This is a genomic window from Mycobacterium sp. Dal123C01, assembly GCF_052566995.1.
Genome location: NZ_CP199580.1, coordinates 3,922,636 through 3,938,829 on the forward strand (window position 1 = coordinate 3,922,636; position 16,194 = coordinate 3,938,829).

General features: G+C 64.8%; 18 protein-coding genes. 9 read left to right on the forward strand and 9 right to left on the reverse strand.

Annotated elements, in window-relative coordinates:
• Nucleotides 1-40: 40 nt before the first annotated feature.
• Both ACTXG5_RS18475 and ACTXG5_RS18480 read left to right on the forward strand, forming a co-directional pair.
• Nucleotides 41-1,507, forward strand: coding sequence for an amino acid permease (locus tag ACTXG5_RS18475; RefSeq protein WP_445160169.1), 1,467 nt, complete (start codon nt 41-43; stop codon nt 1,505-1,507).
• A gap of 122 nt (nt 1,508-1,629) precedes the next feature.
• A complete protein-coding gene (locus tag ACTXG5_RS18480) occupies nt 1,630-1,884 on the forward strand; it encodes a hypothetical protein (RefSeq protein WP_313861026.1) in 255 nt (84 codons plus the stop codon).
• A 57-nt stretch (nt 1,885-1,941) separates the two neighbouring features.
• Here ACTXG5_RS18480 and ACTXG5_RS18485 read toward each other — a convergent pair whose 3' ends face one another.
• On the reverse strand, nt 1,942-3,396 hold the full coding sequence (locus tag ACTXG5_RS18485; RefSeq protein WP_445160170.1) for an aldehyde dehydrogenase family protein: 1,455 nt from the start codon (nt 3,394-3,396) through the stop codon (nt 1,942-1,944).
• Between the two features lie 205 nt (nt 3,397-3,601).
• Here ACTXG5_RS18485 and ACTXG5_RS18490 point away from each other — a divergent pair, with 205 nt between their 5' ends.
• On the forward strand, nt 3,602-4,885 hold the full coding sequence (locus ACTXG5_RS18490) for a hydroxyacid-oxoacid transhydrogenase (RefSeq protein WP_445160171.1): 1,284 nt from the start codon (nt 3,602-3,604) through the stop codon (nt 4,883-4,885).
• Nucleotides 4,886-4,889: 4 nt separating this feature from the next.
• On the opposite strand, the gene ACTXG5_RS18495 is transcribed toward ACTXG5_RS18490, so the two are convergent.
• Nucleotides 4,890-5,792, reverse strand: coding sequence for an NAD-dependent epimerase/dehydratase family protein (locus ACTXG5_RS18495; RefSeq protein WP_445160172.1), 903 nt, complete (start codon nt 5,790-5,792; stop codon nt 4,890-4,892).
• A gap of 60 nt (nt 5,793-5,852) precedes the next feature.
• Here ACTXG5_RS18495 and ACTXG5_RS18500 point away from each other — a divergent pair, with 60 nt between their 5' ends.
• Entirely contained in the window at nt 5,853-6,857 is a 1,005-nt protein-coding gene (locus ACTXG5_RS18500; protein ID WP_445160173.1) for a cation diffusion facilitator family transporter, read from the forward strand.
• Nucleotides 6,858-6,904: 47 nt separating this feature from the next.
• Nucleotides 6,905-7,726: an alpha/beta fold hydrolase gene (locus ACTXG5_RS18505; protein WP_445160174.1), complete on the forward strand. Its 822-nt coding sequence runs from the start codon at nt 6,905-6,907 to the stop codon at nt 7,724-7,726.
• A gap of 30 nt (nt 7,727-7,756) precedes the next feature.
• On the opposite strand, the gene ACTXG5_RS18510 is transcribed toward ACTXG5_RS18505, so the two are convergent.
• Nucleotides 7,757-8,941, reverse strand: a complete 1,185-nt coding sequence (locus ACTXG5_RS18510) for an acyl-CoA dehydrogenase family protein (protein ID WP_445160175.1) — start codon at nt 8,939-8,941, stop codon at nt 7,757-7,759.
• A 121-nt stretch (nt 8,942-9,062) separates the two neighbouring features.
• Entirely contained in the window at nt 9,063-10,802 is a 1,740-nt protein-coding gene (locus tag ACTXG5_RS18515; RefSeq protein ID WP_445160176.1) for a CocE/NonD family hydrolase, read from the reverse strand.
• Nucleotides 10,803-10,936: 134 nt separating this feature from the next.
• On the opposite strand from ACTXG5_RS18515, the gene ACTXG5_RS18520 reads away from it, so the two are divergent.
• Genes ACTXG5_RS18520 through ACTXG5_RS18530 form a run of 3 tightly spaced genes read left to right on the forward strand, consistent with a single transcriptional unit; the run spans nt 10,937 to nt 12,914 of the window.
• The gene (locus tag ACTXG5_RS18520) at nt 10,937-11,578 is read left to right on the forward strand and encodes a TetR/AcrR family transcriptional regulator (RefSeq protein ID WP_445160177.1); all 642 of its coding nucleotides are present in this window, start codon (nt 10,937-10,939) and stop codon (nt 11,576-11,578) included.
• The gene (locus tag ACTXG5_RS18525; RefSeq protein WP_445160178.1) at nt 11,578-11,958 is read left to right on the forward strand and encodes an NYN domain-containing protein; all 381 of its coding nucleotides are present in this window, start codon (nt 11,578-11,580) and stop codon (nt 11,956-11,958) included. The genes ACTXG5_RS18520 and ACTXG5_RS18525 overlap by 1 nt, the downstream gene beginning before the upstream one ends.
• A complete protein-coding gene (locus tag ACTXG5_RS18530) occupies nt 11,955-12,914 on the forward strand; it encodes an NAD(P)H-dependent flavin oxidoreductase (protein ID WP_445160179.1) in 960 nt (319 codons plus the stop codon). The genes ACTXG5_RS18525 and ACTXG5_RS18530 overlap by 4 nt, the downstream gene beginning before the upstream one ends.
• On the opposite strand, the gene ACTXG5_RS18535 is transcribed toward ACTXG5_RS18530, so the two are convergent.
• Nucleotides 12,911-13,219 carry a DUF4333 domain-containing protein gene (locus tag ACTXG5_RS18535; protein ID WP_445160180.1) on the reverse strand — a complete coding sequence of 103 codons (309 nt, stop codon included), beginning with the start codon at nt 13,217-13,219 and terminating at the stop codon, nt 12,911-12,913. The two genes, ACTXG5_RS18530 and ACTXG5_RS18535, sit on opposite strands and share 4 nt — an antisense overlap.
• Before the next feature lie 174 nt (nt 13,220-13,393).
• Here ACTXG5_RS18535 and ACTXG5_RS18540 point away from each other — a divergent pair, with 174 nt between their 5' ends.
• Entirely contained in the window at nt 13,394-13,885 is a 492-nt protein-coding gene (locus tag ACTXG5_RS18540; RefSeq protein WP_445160181.1) for a hypothetical protein, read from the forward strand.
• Nucleotides 13,886-13,909: 24 nt separating this feature from the next.
• Here the strand turns inward: ACTXG5_RS18540 and ACTXG5_RS18545 are convergent, their stop codons facing one another.
• From ACTXG5_RS18545 to ACTXG5_RS18560, 4 genes are all read right to left on the reverse strand, one after another.
• Nucleotides 13,910-14,569, reverse strand: a complete 660-nt coding sequence (locus ACTXG5_RS18545) for a CAP domain-containing protein (RefSeq protein ID WP_445160182.1) — start codon at nt 14,567-14,569, stop codon at nt 13,910-13,912.
• Between the two features lie 26 nt (nt 14,570-14,595).
• A complete protein-coding gene (locus ACTXG5_RS18550) occupies nt 14,596-14,958 on the reverse strand; it encodes a DUF732 domain-containing protein (RefSeq protein WP_445160183.1) in 363 nt (120 codons plus the stop codon).
• Nucleotides 14,959-14,992: 34 nt separating this feature from the next.
• Nucleotides 14,993-15,475 carry a hypothetical protein gene (locus ACTXG5_RS18555; protein ID WP_445164487.1) on the reverse strand — a complete coding sequence of 161 codons (483 nt, stop codon included), beginning with the start codon at nt 15,473-15,475 and terminating at the stop codon, nt 14,993-14,995.
• Between the two features lie 98 nt (nt 15,476-15,573).
• Complete coding sequence (locus ACTXG5_RS18560) at nt 15,574-16,161, reverse strand: mammalian cell entry protein (RefSeq protein WP_445164488.1); 588 nt, start codon at nt 16,159-16,161, stop codon at nt 15,574-15,576.
• Between the last annotated feature and the right edge of the window lie 33 nt (nt 16,162-16,194).

Consider the following 16,194-nt stretch of genomic DNA (forward strand, 5'->3'; position numbering starts at 1 on the left):
TGTGGCTGCCAACAGTTCGGAACCCACGAGGATGTGACACATGAGCGAGGACGTCCCCGATCCCAATCCTGCTGTCTCGCAGCTCCACCGGGGCCTATCCAACCGTCACCTTCAGTTGATCGCGCTCGGAGGCGCGATCGGGACCGGTCTCTTCATGGGTGCCGGGCGAACGATCTCCCGTGCGGGCCCCTCGGTAGTGCTGGTGTACGCAATCATCGGGTTCTTCTTGTTTTTCGTGCTGCGCGCGATGGGCGAACTGCTGTTGTCGAACCTGAACTACAAGTCCTTCGTCGACTTCGCGGCCGACCTATTGGGGCCCGCGGCAGGCTTTTTCGTCGGGTGGTCGTACTGGTTCGCGTGGATCGTCACGGGTATTGCAGAACTCGTTGCGATCTCGGGCTACGTGCAGTTCTGGTGGCCCGGCTTGCCGGCATGGCTTCCGGCGCTGGCCGCGTGTGCGCTGATCCTCCTGTTCAACTTGTTCAGCGTCCGCAATTTCGGGGAGATCGAATTCTGGTTCGCCTTGATCAAGGTCGCCGCGATCCTGGGCTTGATTGCCGTCGGCGCGTTCCTTGTGGCCACCAATTTCGTTTCGCCGCAAGGCTATCGCGCAACGATCGAAAACCTCTGGAACAACGGCGGGTTCTTCGCCAGGGGTTTCATGGGCATGGTCGGGGGGTTCCAGATCGCGTTCTTCGCGTTCGTGGGCGTGGAACTGGTCGGTACCGCGGCGGCGGAGACGGCGAACCCACGCCGCACCCTTCCTCGTGCGATCAATGCCGTACCGGTGCGGGTGGCGATTTTCTACATCGGTGCGCTGCTGGTGATCCTGACCGTCGTCCCGTGGCGGCGGCTCGCCAGCGATGAGTCCCCGTTCGTCATGATGTTCTCGCTGGCGGGCCTTGCCGGTGCGGCGTCGTTCGTCAACTTCGTCGTGACCACCGCGGCCGCCTCCTCAGCCAACTCCGGGATGTACTCCACGGGCCGCATGCTTTACGGTCTGGCCGACGAAGGTAGCGCTCCAGCGATTTTCCGCCGGCTGAACCGCGGCGGCGTGCCCGCACCCGCACTGTTTCTCACGGCCGCACTCCTGCTGACCGCCATCCCCCTGCTGCACGTCGGCGGTTCGGTGATGGGTGCTTTTACGCTCGTGACGACTATCGCGTCGCTGTTGTTCATGTTCGTCTGGACGATGATCATCGTCAGTTACCTCGTCTATCGCCGCCGGCACGCACAACGCCATGCGGATTCGACCTTCAAGCTGCCCGGTGGCCGGGTGATGTGCTGGGCCGTCTTCGCGTTCTTCGCGTTCGTCACATGGACGCTCGGTACCGAACGCGACACCGCGATCGCTTTGGCGTGGTTCCCGCTCTGGTTCGTGGTCCTCGCGGCCGGATGGCTGATCGTCCGCAGCCGCCCCGGCCACGCCGAGCGGTATCGCCGGTTCCTGGCCGAAATGAAACACCCGGTCGGCGAGAAGGCCGCGACGACCGCACCGGCATCCTGAATTCCGGTTCGCTGACCGGCAGGTAACTCATACGTTCTTGGGATCGGTAGCCGGCCCGGCCGTCTGTACTCATCACAACGACGCCGCCAACGAGGCGCGTCTTGAGAAAAGGAAGAACAGACATGAACATCCTGCCCCCCGGCATCGAAGAACAAATCAACCGCGTTGACCGGCAGCGGAGCCTCTACATCGGGATCAGTACCGGCCTGCTTGCGCTCTGGAGCTTCTTCCGGCTGATCTGGACGCTCTACATCGGAATGACGTTCGGCTGGTTCCTGGGGTCGATGGCATTCTCATTGGTGTTGTGGGGCGTGGTCGGTACCGTCGCGGGGCTCACTGCCTACGGTTTCCTGACCCGCTATTCCAAAGGATCTTGACACTGAGCCACGAAAAGCTCCGAACCCGTTGGAGTTCGGAGCTTTTCGCTGTGGCGTCTAGAGCTGGATCCAGGCCGACTTCGTCTTCATGTACATCTCGAGGCCCTCTTTGCCGAACTCGTGCCCCCAGCCGGATTGCTTGTGGCCGCCGAACGGTACGTCGTGGTCGAAGACCAACTGGCAATTGACCTGCACGCTGCCCGCTTGCAGCCGCTTGAGCATCCGGTGGGCCCGGCCGACATTCTGCGTCCAGGCGGTGGCCGCCAAGCCGTAGGTGGTGTCGTTGGCCAAGGCCACCGCCTCGTCCTCGTCGTCGAACGGCAGGATGGTGACCACGGGTCCGAAGATCTCCTGCTGGTACAGCCGCATGCTCGTGTCGACGTTGGTGAGCACCGTCGGGTGGACGAAGTAGCCCTTGCGATCCAGCCGGTAACCGCCGGTGACCACCTCGACGCCGTCGCTCTTGCCCTCGTCGATGAAGCCCATGACGCGGGTCAGCTGCTTCTGGCTGATCAGTGGGCCGCTGACGCAACCTTCCTCGCTGGGAGCGCCGAGCTTGAACGTGTTCGCCATCATCGAGATGCCTTCCACGACCTGGTCGTACACGCCGCGCTGGGCGAAGATCCGCGACCCGCACACACAGCCCTGGCCGGAATGCACGAAGATGCCCAGCGATGCCATTAGGAGGGCTTTGTCCATGTCGGCGTCGTCGAAGATCAGTACCGGCGACTTCCCGCCGAGTTCGAGGGTTACCTTCTTCAGGTTGCCGGCCGACGCCCGCACGATCTCCTTGCCGATTTCGGTCGACCCGGTGAAGGCGACCTTCTCGACGTCTGGATGCGCGGTGATCGCCGCACCCGCGGTGTGGCCGTAGCCGGTCAGCAGGTTGACGACACCCTCGGGCACCCCGGCCTCGTGCACCAGCCGGTCGAGCAGCACGGCCGAAAGTGGTGTCTCCTCAGCGGGTTTGACGAGCATGCTGCAGCCTGCGGCCAGCGCCGGTGCGAGCTTGGCGCTGGCGTTGAAGATCGGGCCGTTCCACGGGAAGATCAGGCCGACAACGCCGTAGGGCTCTTTCAACGTGTAGGCGTGCATGTCGACGAAGTTGTCCGTCGCGATGCCGTCGGTCTTCACGTCGTACGCGACGCCGTTGATCTTCGAACACCACCCGGCGTAGTAGCGGAAGAACTCCGAAACGGTGGACATCTGCAGCGTTGCCTGCATCAGCGGCATGCCGGTGTTGAGCGAATCGAGCTGGGCGAATTCTTCGGCGTGCTCATCGATCAGATCCGCGATCCGCCAGATGACCTTGGCCCGCTCGCGACCCGGCAGCTGCGACCAGACGCCGGCCTCGAAGGAGGCCTTTGCCCGGGCGGCCGCCTCATCGACCGCCTCTTGCCCGCAGTCGGTGAATTCGGTGATCGTTTCTTCCGTCGCGGGGTTGATGATCGGAATGACATCACCCGAGCCGGGGCGCTTAGTGATCTCGTCCAATACTGTCTGCAGCGTCATCTGGTCCCTTACCGATCAACTTTGATCGAGCGCGGCGCTCCCGTGCCCGTGAATGCTGAGCACCTGCTTAGCATTGTGCGCGTATTGCGGTCAAGGAGCGCGCCGCCGAGTGTCGAGTTGTTGGGGACTTTTTCGGGGAGCCGCCCTAACAAGTCGACGTCGAGCGAGATTTGATAGAGGGATGGCGTGCTGTGATTTTCCTGCTGTGGCCGAGGGTTGCGATGGCGCCTTCACCGTCGACTCCTCACGGATAACGTTCGGACGGGGCTGTCTCGCGGAGTTGGGTGAGCGGGCCGCCGCGCTGGGGATGCGGCGGGTGGCGCTGTTCTCCGATCCGACCGTGGCCGAACTGGCTGTCTTCGCCACGGCGCGCGACTCGCTGGTCGCGGCCGGTATTGACGTGGTCACCTACACCGACGTGCGCGTCGAGCCGACGGACGCGTCTTTCGCCCAAGCGGCGCGCTTCGCCCAGGAGGTGAACCCCGATGGCTACGTCTCGTTGGGTGGCGGGTCGGTCATCGATACGTGCAAGGCCGCCAATCTCTACGCGACCTATCCGGCGGACTTCCTGACCTACGTCAATGCGCCCATCGGCGAAGGCAAACCAGTACCCGGACCGCTCAAGCCGCATATCGCTTGTCCCACGACCGCCGGCACCGGCAGCGAGGTCACCGGAATCGCGATCTTCGACCTGCTTTCGCTGACGGTAAAGACCGGAATCGCGTCAAACGTACTGCGGCCCACCGAAGCGCTTGTCGACCCCGACGGCACCGCGAGCCTGCCGAGCGGGGTTGTCGCCGCGGCGGGCCTGGACGTGCTGTCGCACGCGCTGGAGTCCTACACCGCGCGCCCCTACGTTCACCGGCCCGCTCCCCCGCGGCCCAGCCTGCGGCCGATGAGTCAGGGTGCCAACCCGTGGAGCGACCTGGGCTGCAGCGAGGCGCTGCGCGTGCTGGGCCGGAACTTGGAGCCGGCGGTGCGCGATGCCTCCGACAGCGAAGCGCGCGAGCAGATGATGTGGGCCGCGACGCTTGCCGGGATTGCGTTTGGCAACGCGGGTGTTCACGCGCCGCACGGCATGGCCTATGCGGTTGCGGGGCTGGTGCGTGACTTCCACCCCCCGGGCTATCCGTCCGATGAGCCGCTGGTGCCGCATGGCATGTCCGTTATCGTCAACGCGCCCGCGGTATTCCGATTCACCGCACCGGCCAGCCCGCAGCGACACACCGAGGCGGCCCGGCTGCTCGGCGCCGATACGCGAGACGCCGGTCCCGACGACGCGGGCGAAGTGCTCGCGACGGAAATTATCCGCATCATGCGTGCGGTGGGCATGCCCAACGGGCTGAGCGGGGTGGGCTATACCGACCACGACATCGCGGCCCTCACCGAAGGGGCTTACCCGCAGCAGCGTCTTTTGCAGAATGCTCCGCGAGAGATGAGCAAGCCGGTGCTGGCCGATTTGTTCGGCCACGCGATGCGCTACTGGTAGCCGGTTACGCGCTTACCAGCTCGGGGTGGAACTTGGTCGCCATGCGGCGCATGCCGTCGCGCCAGTCGACCGTCGCGGCGCCGACGAGCTCGCGCATCAGGGCTGCGTCGGTGGGATTACCGCGCAGCGCCTGCTCGCTCTCCTCGAACACCGGCTCCTTGCCGACCAGTGACCCGAGATAGGTGCACCACTCCTGCAGGCTGACGGTCTGCTCGCCGCACCAGTTGAGCGTGGTGGCCGGCACCGAGGCCACCTCGAACAGCTTCGGGATGGTGGCGATGATGTCGTCCTCGTGGATCGGGGTGTAGCGGGCCGGGCCGCCGGACGGGACGGGAATCGGGATGCCGCCCAGCATCATCTCCATGTGATAGAACGGCCACCCGCCGTTGTCGCCGTAGGGAACGTTGAGGCGGGCGATGGTCGTGGGTACGCCCAGGGCGCGCGCCATCGTCCGGGCGACGACCTCGCCGGCGATTTTGGAGATGGAATAGGTGGGAAACAGCGGCTTGTGGTTGTCGCCCAACGCGGCGTCCTCGGTCCGGACTTCGTCGCCCGGCGGGTCGTAGACGGCCCCAGATGAGCAGTGCACGAACGCTTTTGCGTCGCGGCAATGCGCCATCAGGAGTCCGACGGATTCGGCGTTGGCCGCCAGATCCTTGTCCCAGTGGCCGCTCTTGGCGACGGCGAGATTGAGGACGTAGTCGAAGTCGGTTGGGAGATCGGCGAAGTCGCCGGCGGCCAGGTTGACCGTCTGGCACCGCACGCCCGCCTTCTCGAGGTCCTCTCGAACTGTGGCATTGGTGAACCGGGCGATGCCCCACACTTCGTTGTCAGCTGCCAGCGCCTTGGCGACGGGGGTGGCAACTTGTCCGGTCGGACCGGTGATCAGGATCTTTGAGCCGCGCATCCGCTGATGGTAAGCGACGCTCGAGTAGCCGTCGCCAGTGGCAAGGTTTACTATCTGCGTATGCATGCAGATACATGCACGACACGCGTCCGTGCCCACACCCACGACCATCCGCGCGGATTACGCGCGGCGATCACAGAGGTCTTCGCGCCGCATTCCCACGATGCCGCGGACAGCATCGACGATGCCCTGGAATCCAGCGCCGCCGGAATCCGAGCGGTCAAGGTCAGCCTGGCGGTCCTGGGGTTGACCGCGGTCGCCCAGATCGTCGTCGTGATCGTCTCGGGCTCCGTGGCGTTAGCCGCCGATACCATCCACAACTTCTCCGACGCCCTGACCGCGGTGCCGTTGTGGATTGCGTTCGCGTTGGCCAACAAGGCGGCCACGCGCCGGTATACCTACGGCTTCGGCCGCGTCGAGGACTTGGCCGGCCTGTTCGTGGTCGCGATGATCGCGCTGTCGGCGATCATCGCCGGATACGAGGCCGTCATGCGACTGATCCACCCCGAGCCGATCGACAACGTCGGTTGGGTTGCCGCGGCCGGTCTGATCGGCTTCATCGGCAACGAATGGGTGGCGCTTTATCGCATTAGGATCGGTCGCCGCGTCGGCTCGGCAGCCCTGGTCGCCGACGGGGTGCACGCTCGCACCGACGGATTCACGTCCTTGGCGGTGCTGTTCTCGGCCGGCGGTGTCGCGCTTGGGTTTCCACTGGCCGACCCCATCATCGGCCTGGTCATCACGGTGGCGATTCTGGCCGTGCTGCGATCCGCGGTGCGCGACGTGTTCCGCCGTTTGCTCGACGGAGTGGATCCGGCGCTGGTCGACACCGCGGAACAGACCTTGGCGGCCCGGCCCGGGGTGCGGGCCGTGCGCAGTGTGCGAATGCGATGGATCGGCCATCGTCTGCACGCCGACGCCGAACTCGACGTCGACCCCACGCTCAATCTCGCCCAGGCGCACCGCATTGCGCACGACGCCGAACACCAACTCACCCATGCCGTCCCCAAACTCAGCACCGCGTTGATCCACGCCTACCCCGCGGAGCACGACGCCACGGCGTGATCAAGGGCTCGCCGCACCGCGACGATCGGCGTAACGTCCAGCAAGTCATGGCTGATTCGGTGCATTTCGTCGACGCGAACGGGCTCAGATTCGCCTATCTCGAGGAGGGATCCGGGCCGCTCGTGCTGATGCTGCACGGGTTTCCCGACACCGCGCATTCCTGGGACGAGCTGCGGCCGCGAATCGCCGCCAAGGGCTACCGCGCGGTGAGTCCGTACATGCGGGGCTATGACCCCAGCGGGATCCCGGATCGCGACCCGGACCAAGAGACGTTGGCGCGCGATCCGCTGGCGTTGATCGAAGCGCTCGGGGCGCGCGACGCCATCGTGATCGGCCACGATTGGGGAGCTTCGGCTGCCTACGGGGCGGCCGCACTCGGCCCGGACCTCGTGACAAAGCTATTCGTCATTGGCATTCCGCACCCGGCGGCGCTCAAGCCGACGCTGCGGAAGGTGTGGGGCGTCCGCCATTTCGCGGCATACAAGCTGCCGGGCGCGGCGAAGCGCTTCGCGCGCAATGACTTCGCTGCGCTTCCCGCCATCTGCCGGCGATGGTCCCCGGCATGGAATCCCGACCCGGCGGAGTTCGACGCCGTGCGCGCGAGCTTCGCGAATCCGGCAAGCCTGGATGCGGCGTTCGGCTACTACCGCAAGCTCTCCCCGATACCGAGCGCATCGCTGAAGACGCGGATCACGGTGCCAACGGTCGTCTTTGCCGGACTGGATGATCCAATTGCCGAGCCGTCGGACTATCGGGGCGCCGCCCGGATGTTCGAGGGTGAGTACATCGTCGAGGAGGTCCCCGGCGGTCATTTCATGCACCGAGAACATCCCGAAGGCTTCGCCCATCGGCTGTTGACACACCTGTGATCGGATGCCCGGTCGCTGTGCGACGGCGGTTTACAGCCCTGGCTGATCTTCGATGATGCCCAGCCATATTTGTGCGGCGTCGATGGCCACCTTCTCGCTGATAAAGGCGTGCTGGGTTCCGGTGTAGATGTCGCGAAAGGCGCGCTCGAGGCGGGTGCCCTCGCGGATCGCGCTGGTCCCCGCGACCAGGTGAGCCCATTCGGCGCAGCCCCGGGCCGTGTCGGTGGCATAGACGGCGGCTACCCGCATATCCGCGCGCAAGGCTGGAGTGAGATCTTCGCCGGCCGCCACGGCGGCCTCGGCGATGGTGAAGGCGTCGAGCACCAGCAGACGCGCGGCGCGCCAGGCCGCGCGATGGTGTGCGAGTCCCTTTTGGAAAGTCGGGCGACTGGCCAATGACGCCATGTCGCTCATCCGGAATTTGGTGGCGGCCAGCTCTTGAACGTCGTCGAGCATGCTCTTGGCCACGCCCAACGCCCACGATGCGTGACCGGCGGCGGTCACGGGCATCAGCCCCATCCGGGTGGCCGGCGACGTCCCGCGATGTGGCTGGCGGGTGAACAGCTCGAAGGTACGACTCTGCGGGACAAACAGGTCGGTGACGCTGTAGTCGTAGGAGCCAGTTCCCTTCAGTCCCTGGACATGCCACCCGTCGTTGAAGCTGATCTGGTCCCGCGGCAGCACGGCCACCTGCATCTCGGGCAGGCCTTCGCTGATCCAGCGAATCTCGCCGTCGTCCAGCGGCAGAAATCCAGCCGCCACGTATTCGGAGTGGCCGATGCCGGAACCGAAGCTCCACGATCCATTCAGCGAGTAACCACCGTCGACGGCTGCCCCCTGGCCGTTGGGAAAGAACTGGCCACCCATGGTCACGCGGTTGTCGTGTGCGGTGAACACCTCGGCGAAACCTTCGTCGGGCAGATAGGCTGCCGCGGCGAACGACGAGGGCAGGTTAGCGATGCCGACCCATCCGAATGAACCATCCTGCCAAGCCATTTCGATCCACGTCTCGATCATCTCGGTGAAGGAAGGCTCGACACCGCCGGCCGCCACGGGGTTGAACGACGACATCAGTCCGCTGGCCCACATCTCATCCACGATCGGTGCGGACAGCGTGCGGATCCGTTCGGACTCCGCGGCTTGCGCCAGCACGAGGTCCCGCATGCCGCGAGCCAGCGAGATCACCCGGTCGCTCGTATCGGCTAACGACGTCATCGGCGTTTCCCATCATCGATCTGTTGCGACAGCATCAGCGAGGACACTGATACCGGTGACCGTACCAATCAGTCCGACGCGCTGAGCACCCGTATCGCGGGCGTTAGCAGTAGTCCCACCGTTAGGCGGTCTTGATGGGGAGTTGCAGATACGACGCGTGATCCCCGCCGGTGTGAATGACGTGCCTTCCGCTGTTTTCCGGGAGGTAGTCGCGCGTCGCGGGCATGATCGGCCCCAGTGCGTTCTGCGCGCTGATGACCAGCCGAAGCTGTTCGCCCGGGTAGAACACCAGACCGATTGGGAACAGGTCGATTTCGACGTCGACGATCTCACCCGGGCTCAGCTTCTCGATTCGATCAAAGCTGTGGGCCGGAACGGCGTCGGTCGTCAACGCCTCGTCCAGGTGTCGAGCGGACACGCGTAAGCGCCCGTTAGAGCCCTTGTAGCGCAACACGGACGCGCCCCGCTCGGTGAGATCCTGCATCAGCGCGCCGTGATTGGGCACGTTGAACTGCTGCAGCGGCGTGCCGTTGCGGTCCAGCTTCTGCACGAGGATGAACAGGTCCATGTCGTCGGCGCCGTCGGCCTCGACCCACAGTCGCGCCTTCGGGTAGCCGACCATCGTCGTTTCTTGGCCGAAGCGGATCGCGAAGGAGACCAAGGCCGGGTTCGATTCGGCGTCGTATTCCACTGTCGCGGCCTCTGCGGGTGGCTCTGCGTTCAGCGAGCGCGAGCGGCCGTCAAGATACTGCTTTGTGTAGGTGACACCTGGCGGGGGAAATTCGTTCGCGACCTGATCGACGCGGTCACCGCCTTCGAGGTCAAGCACGCTGTACCGGACGCGGGGCGTCTGCTCCCAACCGTTGTTCTCGCCCTTCAGGTAGTGATCGAAGAACCGGCGTAGATCTTCGACGCTCGCCTCGTCGTAGTAGTCGGGCCATTCCTGTGTGTTGTGGATGCGTAGCCACTTGGCGTCGGACGCGATCCTGCGCCATGCGCGGAACGTGCCTGCGGTATGCAGCGTGTTCGAGTAGCTCGCGACGATATACGCCGGCACGGTGACCTGGTCGAACCGCGCTATCTTGTCTTCCCACAGGACATGCGTCAGCGGGTAACGCTGCGCCTCGGCCAGGATGTCCGCGCGGCGGTTCTTGCCGGCGTAGCTGTTCTTCTGGAGTCGCTCGGCGAAGCCGATGTCGGGCATGCCGCCGCGCATGACGAGATCGCGATAGACGTCGCTGAGTCCCTCCCACGGGTTGATCGCCACCAGGTGTGGTGGCTGTTCGGCGGCGGTAAACCATTGGGAGATCGCGAGATACGAGGTTCCGCTCATTGCGACTTTGCCGTTGCACCAGTCCTGGACGGCCAGCCACTCGATTAGGTCGTGGCAGTCCTTGCCTTCCTGGCGCCCGAACATCGCGCTGTCACCTTCGGATTGGCCGATACCCCGGGGATCGGGGTTGCAGATCGCGTAGCCCCGCGCGCACCAGTACGCCGGATCGGGTCCCTCGAACTTCTGCAGCCCGGAGAGGGCAGCGACGTCGATGCCGAGCATGACGAACAGGGCGGTAGGCGCCGGGGCGTTGCCCTGGCTCTTGCCGTAAGGGCTCCAGGCGACGATGACGGGCACCCGCTCGGTTCCGGCGGGGCGCAGCACATCGACGTAGATGGTTACACCGTCACGCAACGTGACGGCGACGTCCTTTTCGAGAACGATGTCGGTCGGCAGCGATCGGAATCTTGGGTCGATCTGGAAGCCCGCCGACAGCGTTCGGATGCCCGGCTCGAACGTGCTCAGCAGACCGTATGCATTGCCCGCTTCATAGTCCGACGCCTCAAATACCTTTTCTGCCTGGCTCATTGCCGTCTCCCCTTGTTTTCTGTCGGTGAGTCGAGACGAACGCCGGCCTGATCGCGTTGAAGGCGGCGCAAGACCTCACCGCACTAATATAAACACGTGTTGATATAATTTGTCGAGAGCAGTAGGTTGGGGACATGACCGCGAACAGCAGGCGGGACTCGGTGGCGCGCCGGGGCCGTCGGCCGGGAACGAGTACGACCCGGCAGGCCATCCTCGACGCCGCCCGAGCCCGGTTCGCCAGCGACGGATTCACCGCGACGACGATCAGGCGGGTTGCGGCCGATGCCGGGGTGGATGCGTCGCTGGTAATTCAGTTTTTCCGGTCGAAGGACGAGCTGTTCGCCGCGGTCATGTCGATCTCACCGGATGCGTTGGCGCGCTTCAGCACCGCGTTCGAAGGACCCGACGAACACCTCGGCGAACGAGTGGTCCGCGCCTACCTCGATGCGTGGGAGGGGACGGATTCGGAGCCGCTCATGGCGATGCTCCGAGGTGCCATTGCCAACGAACAGGCGAGCGCGCAGCTGCGCGAGTTCATCCAGGCCCGACTGCTCGATGGCGTCAAGTCGCGTGCAGTCCGCGACGACGCGGCGGTCCGGGCCGGGCTTGCGTCCTCAATGCTGGTCGGGATCGTGGTGGGACGGCGCATCGTCGCCGTCCCGACGATTGCGAACGTGGGCCGGGAGACGCTGGTCGCGATCGTCGCGCCGGCGATTCAGAGCCTGCTGACATCGGGATTACCGCTTGCCGACCACACGGGAAAGGGCACCGGCTGATGCGGTGGATCGTCGACGGTATGAACGTCATCGGCTGTCGCCCGGACGGTTGGTGGAAGGATCGCGACGGTGCCATGGTCGCTTTGGTAGACAGGTTGGACAGATGGGCCTCAGCGCAAGGAGACACGGTGACAGTGGTATTTGAGCGGCCGCCGTCGACCGCCCTCACGTCGACGGTGATCGAGATCGCGCACGCGCCCAAAGCGGCCGCGAACTCGGCGGACGATGAGATCGTCCGACTGGTTCAAGCCGACACGAGACCGGACGCGATCCGGGTCGTGACGTCCGACCGGGCACTGACCAACCGGGTGCAGAGCCTGGGTGCATCCGTGTATCGGTCGGAAAGCTTCCGCGACCTCGTCGACCCCCGCGACCGATGACTGACGGTCGCGGGGACCCCGCACCCAATCGGGTTTGCGAACTCGCGCAGATCGATATCCCGATCATCCAGGCGCCGATGACCTACATCGCCGGCGCTCAGCTCGCCGCCGCGGTGTCCAACGCGGGCGCGTTGGGGATCATCGAGACCACTTCCGATCAGGGGCGGGCCGACCTGCAACGAGTTCGCGATCTCACCAGCGGTTCGGTGGGCGCGAATATCGCACTGCTGTTCAACCGTGACCCGACGGTCATAGACCTGCTCGTCGCCAACGGGATTCGCTTCGTGACCACCTCGGCCGGGAGCCCCTCGCTGTTCACCGATCGGCTCCACGATGCCGGGATCACCGTGTTTCACGTAGTGGGCACCCTGGCCGCGGCGAAAAAGGCCGTCGACGCCGGAGTGGACGGGCTGGTGGTCGAAGGGGTGGAGGGCGGCGGCTTCAAGAACCGATTCGGGGCGTCGACCATCGTGCTACTGCCGTTGGTGGCCGCGCACGTCGACGTCCCGATCGTGGCGGCGGGAGGCATCTGCGACGCCCGATCGATGGCCGCCGCATTTGTGCTCGGCGCCGAAGCGGTCCAGATGGGCACCCGGTTGCTGGCCTCGGCCGATTCCCCGGTGCACGGCAACCTCAAACAAGCGGTCGTGGAAGCCGACGAAACCGCGACCGTGCTCCTCCCCCTCGACGGCAAGCGAATGATGCGTGTCATCCGGACTCCGGCCGCCGAAAAGCTGGATAAGTCAGCCTCTTTCGAGGAGGGCGGCGCCGCGCTGCAGCGCGTTCAGCGGCTCTACTTCGAGGGCGACATGGACGCCAGCGTCGCCAACACCGGTCAGGTCGCCGGCCGGATCGACGACATCGCACCCGCGGCCGAGATCATCAAACAAATGTGGACCGGCTGCCGCGAGGTGCTCGCCGCGACCGCGGATCGGCTCCGGCCCGGGCAGACCTAGCTTGGATGGCTGTTGACGGCGAAATCGACTTCGCTGCCGTTGACCTTGGTGATCTTCATGTTTGCGGTGTACTCCTTGCCCTCCGGGCCGGTGAAGTGACAGTCGAACTGCACGTCGACTTTGGCCTCCACGCCGGAGGGACAGTGCACATCGGTGGGATGAAAACCGGTCTGCTTGGCGACGACGTCGACCACCGACTGCGCTGCCCCATCGGGTTTGACGGTTGACTTGCTGCCGCAGCCGGCCGACAGGACGGTCATCACGAGGATCGCGGCCGTCGCCGCAACCTGGGCGATACGCATCATTGCGTGGTCACTCCTTGGGTGTCTGCCGAGCCCGAGGCTAACGCGACGGGAATCGACAGGCTAACACGCATCAGCACCGACGCCACAGATCAGAAGCGGCGAAAGTCCGGCACTGCAAACGAATGCCGGCATTGTCGGGCAACCCGGCGCCGTAACGGGCTACAGTGACCGCCGATGGCACTTAGACATCTCGCCTGGGCCGCCGTGGTCGTCACTACCGTCGTCGCCGCACCGGCGGCCGGCGCCGATTGGGCGCAGCCGGTCCCGCTCAACGGCGCCTACGACACCTTCCTCGATCATTCGAAGCAGACGTTCAATGGCCAACCGCGACCGTCAGAACCGTCGATACAACCCGCAAACTTCACCACCGCCTGCGACGCCTCGGGCTGCGTCGCGCATTGGTTGCTCGTCGGCCAGCTCACCGACAACCCCACCGCGCCGGTCCTTTTCGACTACCAGTGGGTCAACGACAGGTGGGTATCAAGCTCGGACTACCCGTTCCACTGCGACGACGGCAGCACAGTTGACACGCGGCGGTCCGACTCTCTGATGCCCAACGGCGACGGAAGTTTCCATGGCGAGCGGACTTTCACCGTCGGCGCACCCGGATGCCCCGGAGATGGCCCGGGGATCTACTGGCTGCCGTTTACGCTGACGCCCACCTGAGCCGGTTGCCCTATTCGGCACCCACTACTGCGGCGGTATTGCGGGTGGCGGATACACGCCTCGCAGGATCCACGGGAACCAGTTGAGGCCGTACTCGATCTCGTCGCTGGCGTCGTAATCGGGGCTGGGATCGATGGGAACGTTCTCCTGCAGGGCCACCGCAGGCGGCGGCCCGGTGTGCGGACCCTTCGGTACTGGCGCTTGCTCGGATTGGCCGTAAACGGCCACCACGACGGTGCGATCCCGGACGCTCTCCGACCACACCCCGATTTGGCTATTGGCGCAGTTGGACATGATCGCGAAATACCCCGGGTTGTAATACCACTGATTGATCAACTCGATGCCGCTGATCGCCATGGCGGGATTGATCGCGACCGTCTCGGCTACCCTCCCGCGGAAGCCGGCGGCATTGGCGCGGTCTTCCGCGGTGGACCCATCAGAACCGGTGTCGTCGTTGAGGTTCCGGTTGTTCAACACATCGAGGGTGTGCCATTGGGCGGCCCGTTGTAACTGAGGGTTGATCTTGACATCGTTGCTGCAGCCGGCTTGGTGCTGAACCGTGAAGACGTTGGCGACCACGCTGTCATTGAGCCGCTTGTTGTCGGCATGCGCGGCGGGCGTACCCACCAGGATGCCGGCCCCTATTACCAAGACAGCCGACGGGGTAAACAGCCGATACCGCATAGTGTTGTTCCTTTCCATCAGCTCCGTCAGCCGCCGGTCGCGGACGGCGGCCGGTAGTGCGCGGCGGAATTTCGCAACTGCCAGATCAGTGCGGGGCACAACTCGTTAACCGCCTGACTGATCAGGTACGAGGCCTGGTATTCGTCGGGGGTGTTGAAGTCGGCCTTCACATCGCCCATGACCTGTGCGTAGCTGCTGCCCGCAGATACCTTGTCGCAGATGCCATGTCCGTAGCTCAAAGCGGCGTCAGTGTTGGCGAAGTGGTAGCCGGGACGCACGGTTACATTGAGGAGATAGGCCACTACATCGGCGTGCGCACGTGGCGTCACGGCCGTCGCGAGTAACAGCCCGCCCGCCAAAATGACAGCTGCGAGCGGCTTTTCGGGCATGTGCTGAGAGGAGCGGCGCCACATCGTCGTCAGCTCAGACCGGGTCGAATTGCGAGATCAGCCAACGTCCGTCGACCTTGTCGAGGGTGACGCGAACGCTGGACACCGAGTTGGTCGGTGCGCCTTGGCCGACGATGATGGTCTGGTTGACGAACAGCAGGACGATGGCGTGGTTGGTGGAAGCCGATACCGACGCCGCGCCCGGGACGGTGGCCACGGCCGAGATCTGCTTCTGTTGTGCTCCGGGGATTACCACCTCGTGGGTCAGTTGGGTGTAGGCGTTCAGGAACGTACCGGTCAGCCTGACCCGCGCGGTCTCAAGATCCTTCTGGACGGTGTCGGGTCGGTACGACAGCAGCGCGATCGCGCTGTCAGTAGCGGCTTGCATGGATTCCGCGCGGGCAACCGTTGCGTCGCGGACGGAGGCGTCCCGCCATTTCATCAGGCCCGCAGCAGATGCCAGCGACAACGCCAGTCCGGGCAGTAGTCCGTAGGCGATCACCCGCGACCAGCGGATGCGGCGCCACGCTCGTGCCGAGTTCTGAGCGGAAGCTTGCGTGCCGTCCTCCGCTGCCGCTTCTATACCCTCGCCCACTGGTGGCGACTCGAGCCCGTTCATTGGACAAATCCGACGTTGGAGATCTTGACCTGATCGCCGGCCTGGTGGACGGTGATCCGCATTCGCCATACCCGCGGAACCGGGTCGGTCTCACCAGCATTCGAGGTTTGCACCGACACTGCCACCAACGCCTGGGCGGTGTCGGCGGTCTGCGACTCGAGGCCCGCCTCGGTGATGGTGCCGACTGTGGTGGCCTTGGCCTGCTGGAGCACTTCGATGAATGGCTGTGACCGCTTGGAGAAGTCGTTGTAGAACTCGCCAGTCGCGCTGTCGAGGATGCGACGCACGTCAGCATCGGCATGCTGCCAGTCGATGGTCGTCAGGTTCAGCGCGCCCTGCCTGGCCACTTGCAGCAAGTGACTTCGCTGGGCTTGCGCCTGTTGGGTCTGGTGGGCACGAAATCCCAACCAGCACAGAAGCATCGCCAATGCAATGACCATCACCAGGCCGACAATCATCGCGCGCCGTAGCGATTTGTCGGCGGCAGGTGCCTGGGGTTCGGCAACACCGTCCTCGTGTTCGGCTTCGGCGAGGTCGACCGCGTCTTCCTCTAGAGCCGGCTCGGAATCAGTAGTTACCGACATACCGTCCTCCATCGACATCGTGCTGGTGAGTTT

What these genes read in the sequence shown, in the direction of transcription:
- ACTXG5_RS18475 (WP_445160169.1), top strand. Translation starts at nt 41, where the DNA reads ATGAGCGAGGACGTCCCCGATCCCAATCCTGCTGTCTCGCAGCTCCAC.
- ACTXG5_RS18480 (WP_313861026.1), top strand. Translation starts at nt 1,630, where the DNA reads ATGAACATCCTGCCCCCCGGCATCGAAGAACAAATCAACCGCGTTGAC.
- ACTXG5_RS18485 (WP_445160170.1), bottom strand. Translation starts at nt 3,396, where the DNA reads ATGACGCTGCAGACAGTATTGGACGAGATCACTAAGCGCCCCGGCTCG.
- ACTXG5_RS18495 (WP_445160172.1), bottom strand. Translation starts at nt 5,792, where the DNA reads ATGCGCGGCTCAAAGATCCTGATCACCGGTCCGACCGGACAAGTTGCC.
- ACTXG5_RS18500 (WP_445160173.1), top strand. Translation starts at nt 5,853, where the DNA reads ATGCATGCAGATACATGCACGACACGCGTCCGTGCCCACACCCACGAC.
- ACTXG5_RS18505 (WP_445160174.1), top strand. Translation starts at nt 6,905, where the DNA reads ATGGCTGATTCGGTGCATTTCGTCGACGCGAACGGGCTCAGATTCGCC.
- ACTXG5_RS18510 (WP_445160175.1), bottom strand. Translation starts at nt 8,941, where the DNA reads ATGACGTCGTTAGCCGATACGAGCGACCGGGTGATCTCGCTGGCTCGC.
- ACTXG5_RS18515 (WP_445160176.1), bottom strand. Translation starts at nt 10,802, where the DNA reads ATGAGCCAGGCAGAAAAGGTATTTGAGGCGTCGGACTATGAAGCGGGC.
- ACTXG5_RS18520 (WP_445160177.1), top strand. Translation starts at nt 10,937, where the DNA reads ATGACCGCGAACAGCAGGCGGGACTCGGTGGCGCGCCGGGGCCGTCGG.
- ACTXG5_RS18525 (WP_445160178.1), top strand. Translation starts at nt 11,578, where the DNA reads ATGCGGTGGATCGTCGACGGTATGAACGTCATCGGCTGTCGCCCGGAC.
- ACTXG5_RS18530 (WP_445160179.1), top strand. Translation starts at nt 11,955, where the DNA reads ATGACTGACGGTCGCGGGGACCCCGCACCCAATCGGGTTTGCGAACTC.
- ACTXG5_RS18535 (WP_445160180.1), bottom strand. Translation starts at nt 13,219, where the DNA reads ATGATGCGTATCGCCCAGGTTGCGGCGACGGCCGCGATCCTCGTGATG.
- ACTXG5_RS18540 (WP_445160181.1), top strand. Translation starts at nt 13,394, where the DNA reads ATGGCACTTAGACATCTCGCCTGGGCCGCCGTGGTCGTCACTACCGTC.
- ACTXG5_RS18545 (WP_445160182.1), bottom strand. Translation starts at nt 14,569, where the DNA reads ATGCGGTATCGGCTGTTTACCCCGTCGGCTGTCTTGGTAATAGGGGCC.
- ACTXG5_RS18550 (WP_445160183.1), bottom strand. Translation starts at nt 14,958, where the DNA reads ATGCCCGAAAAGCCGCTCGCAGCTGTCATTTTGGCGGGCGGGCTGTTA.
- ACTXG5_RS18560 (WP_445164488.1), bottom strand. Translation starts at nt 16,161, where the DNA reads ATGTCGGTAACTACTGATTCCGAGCCGGCTCTAGAGGAAGACGCGGTC.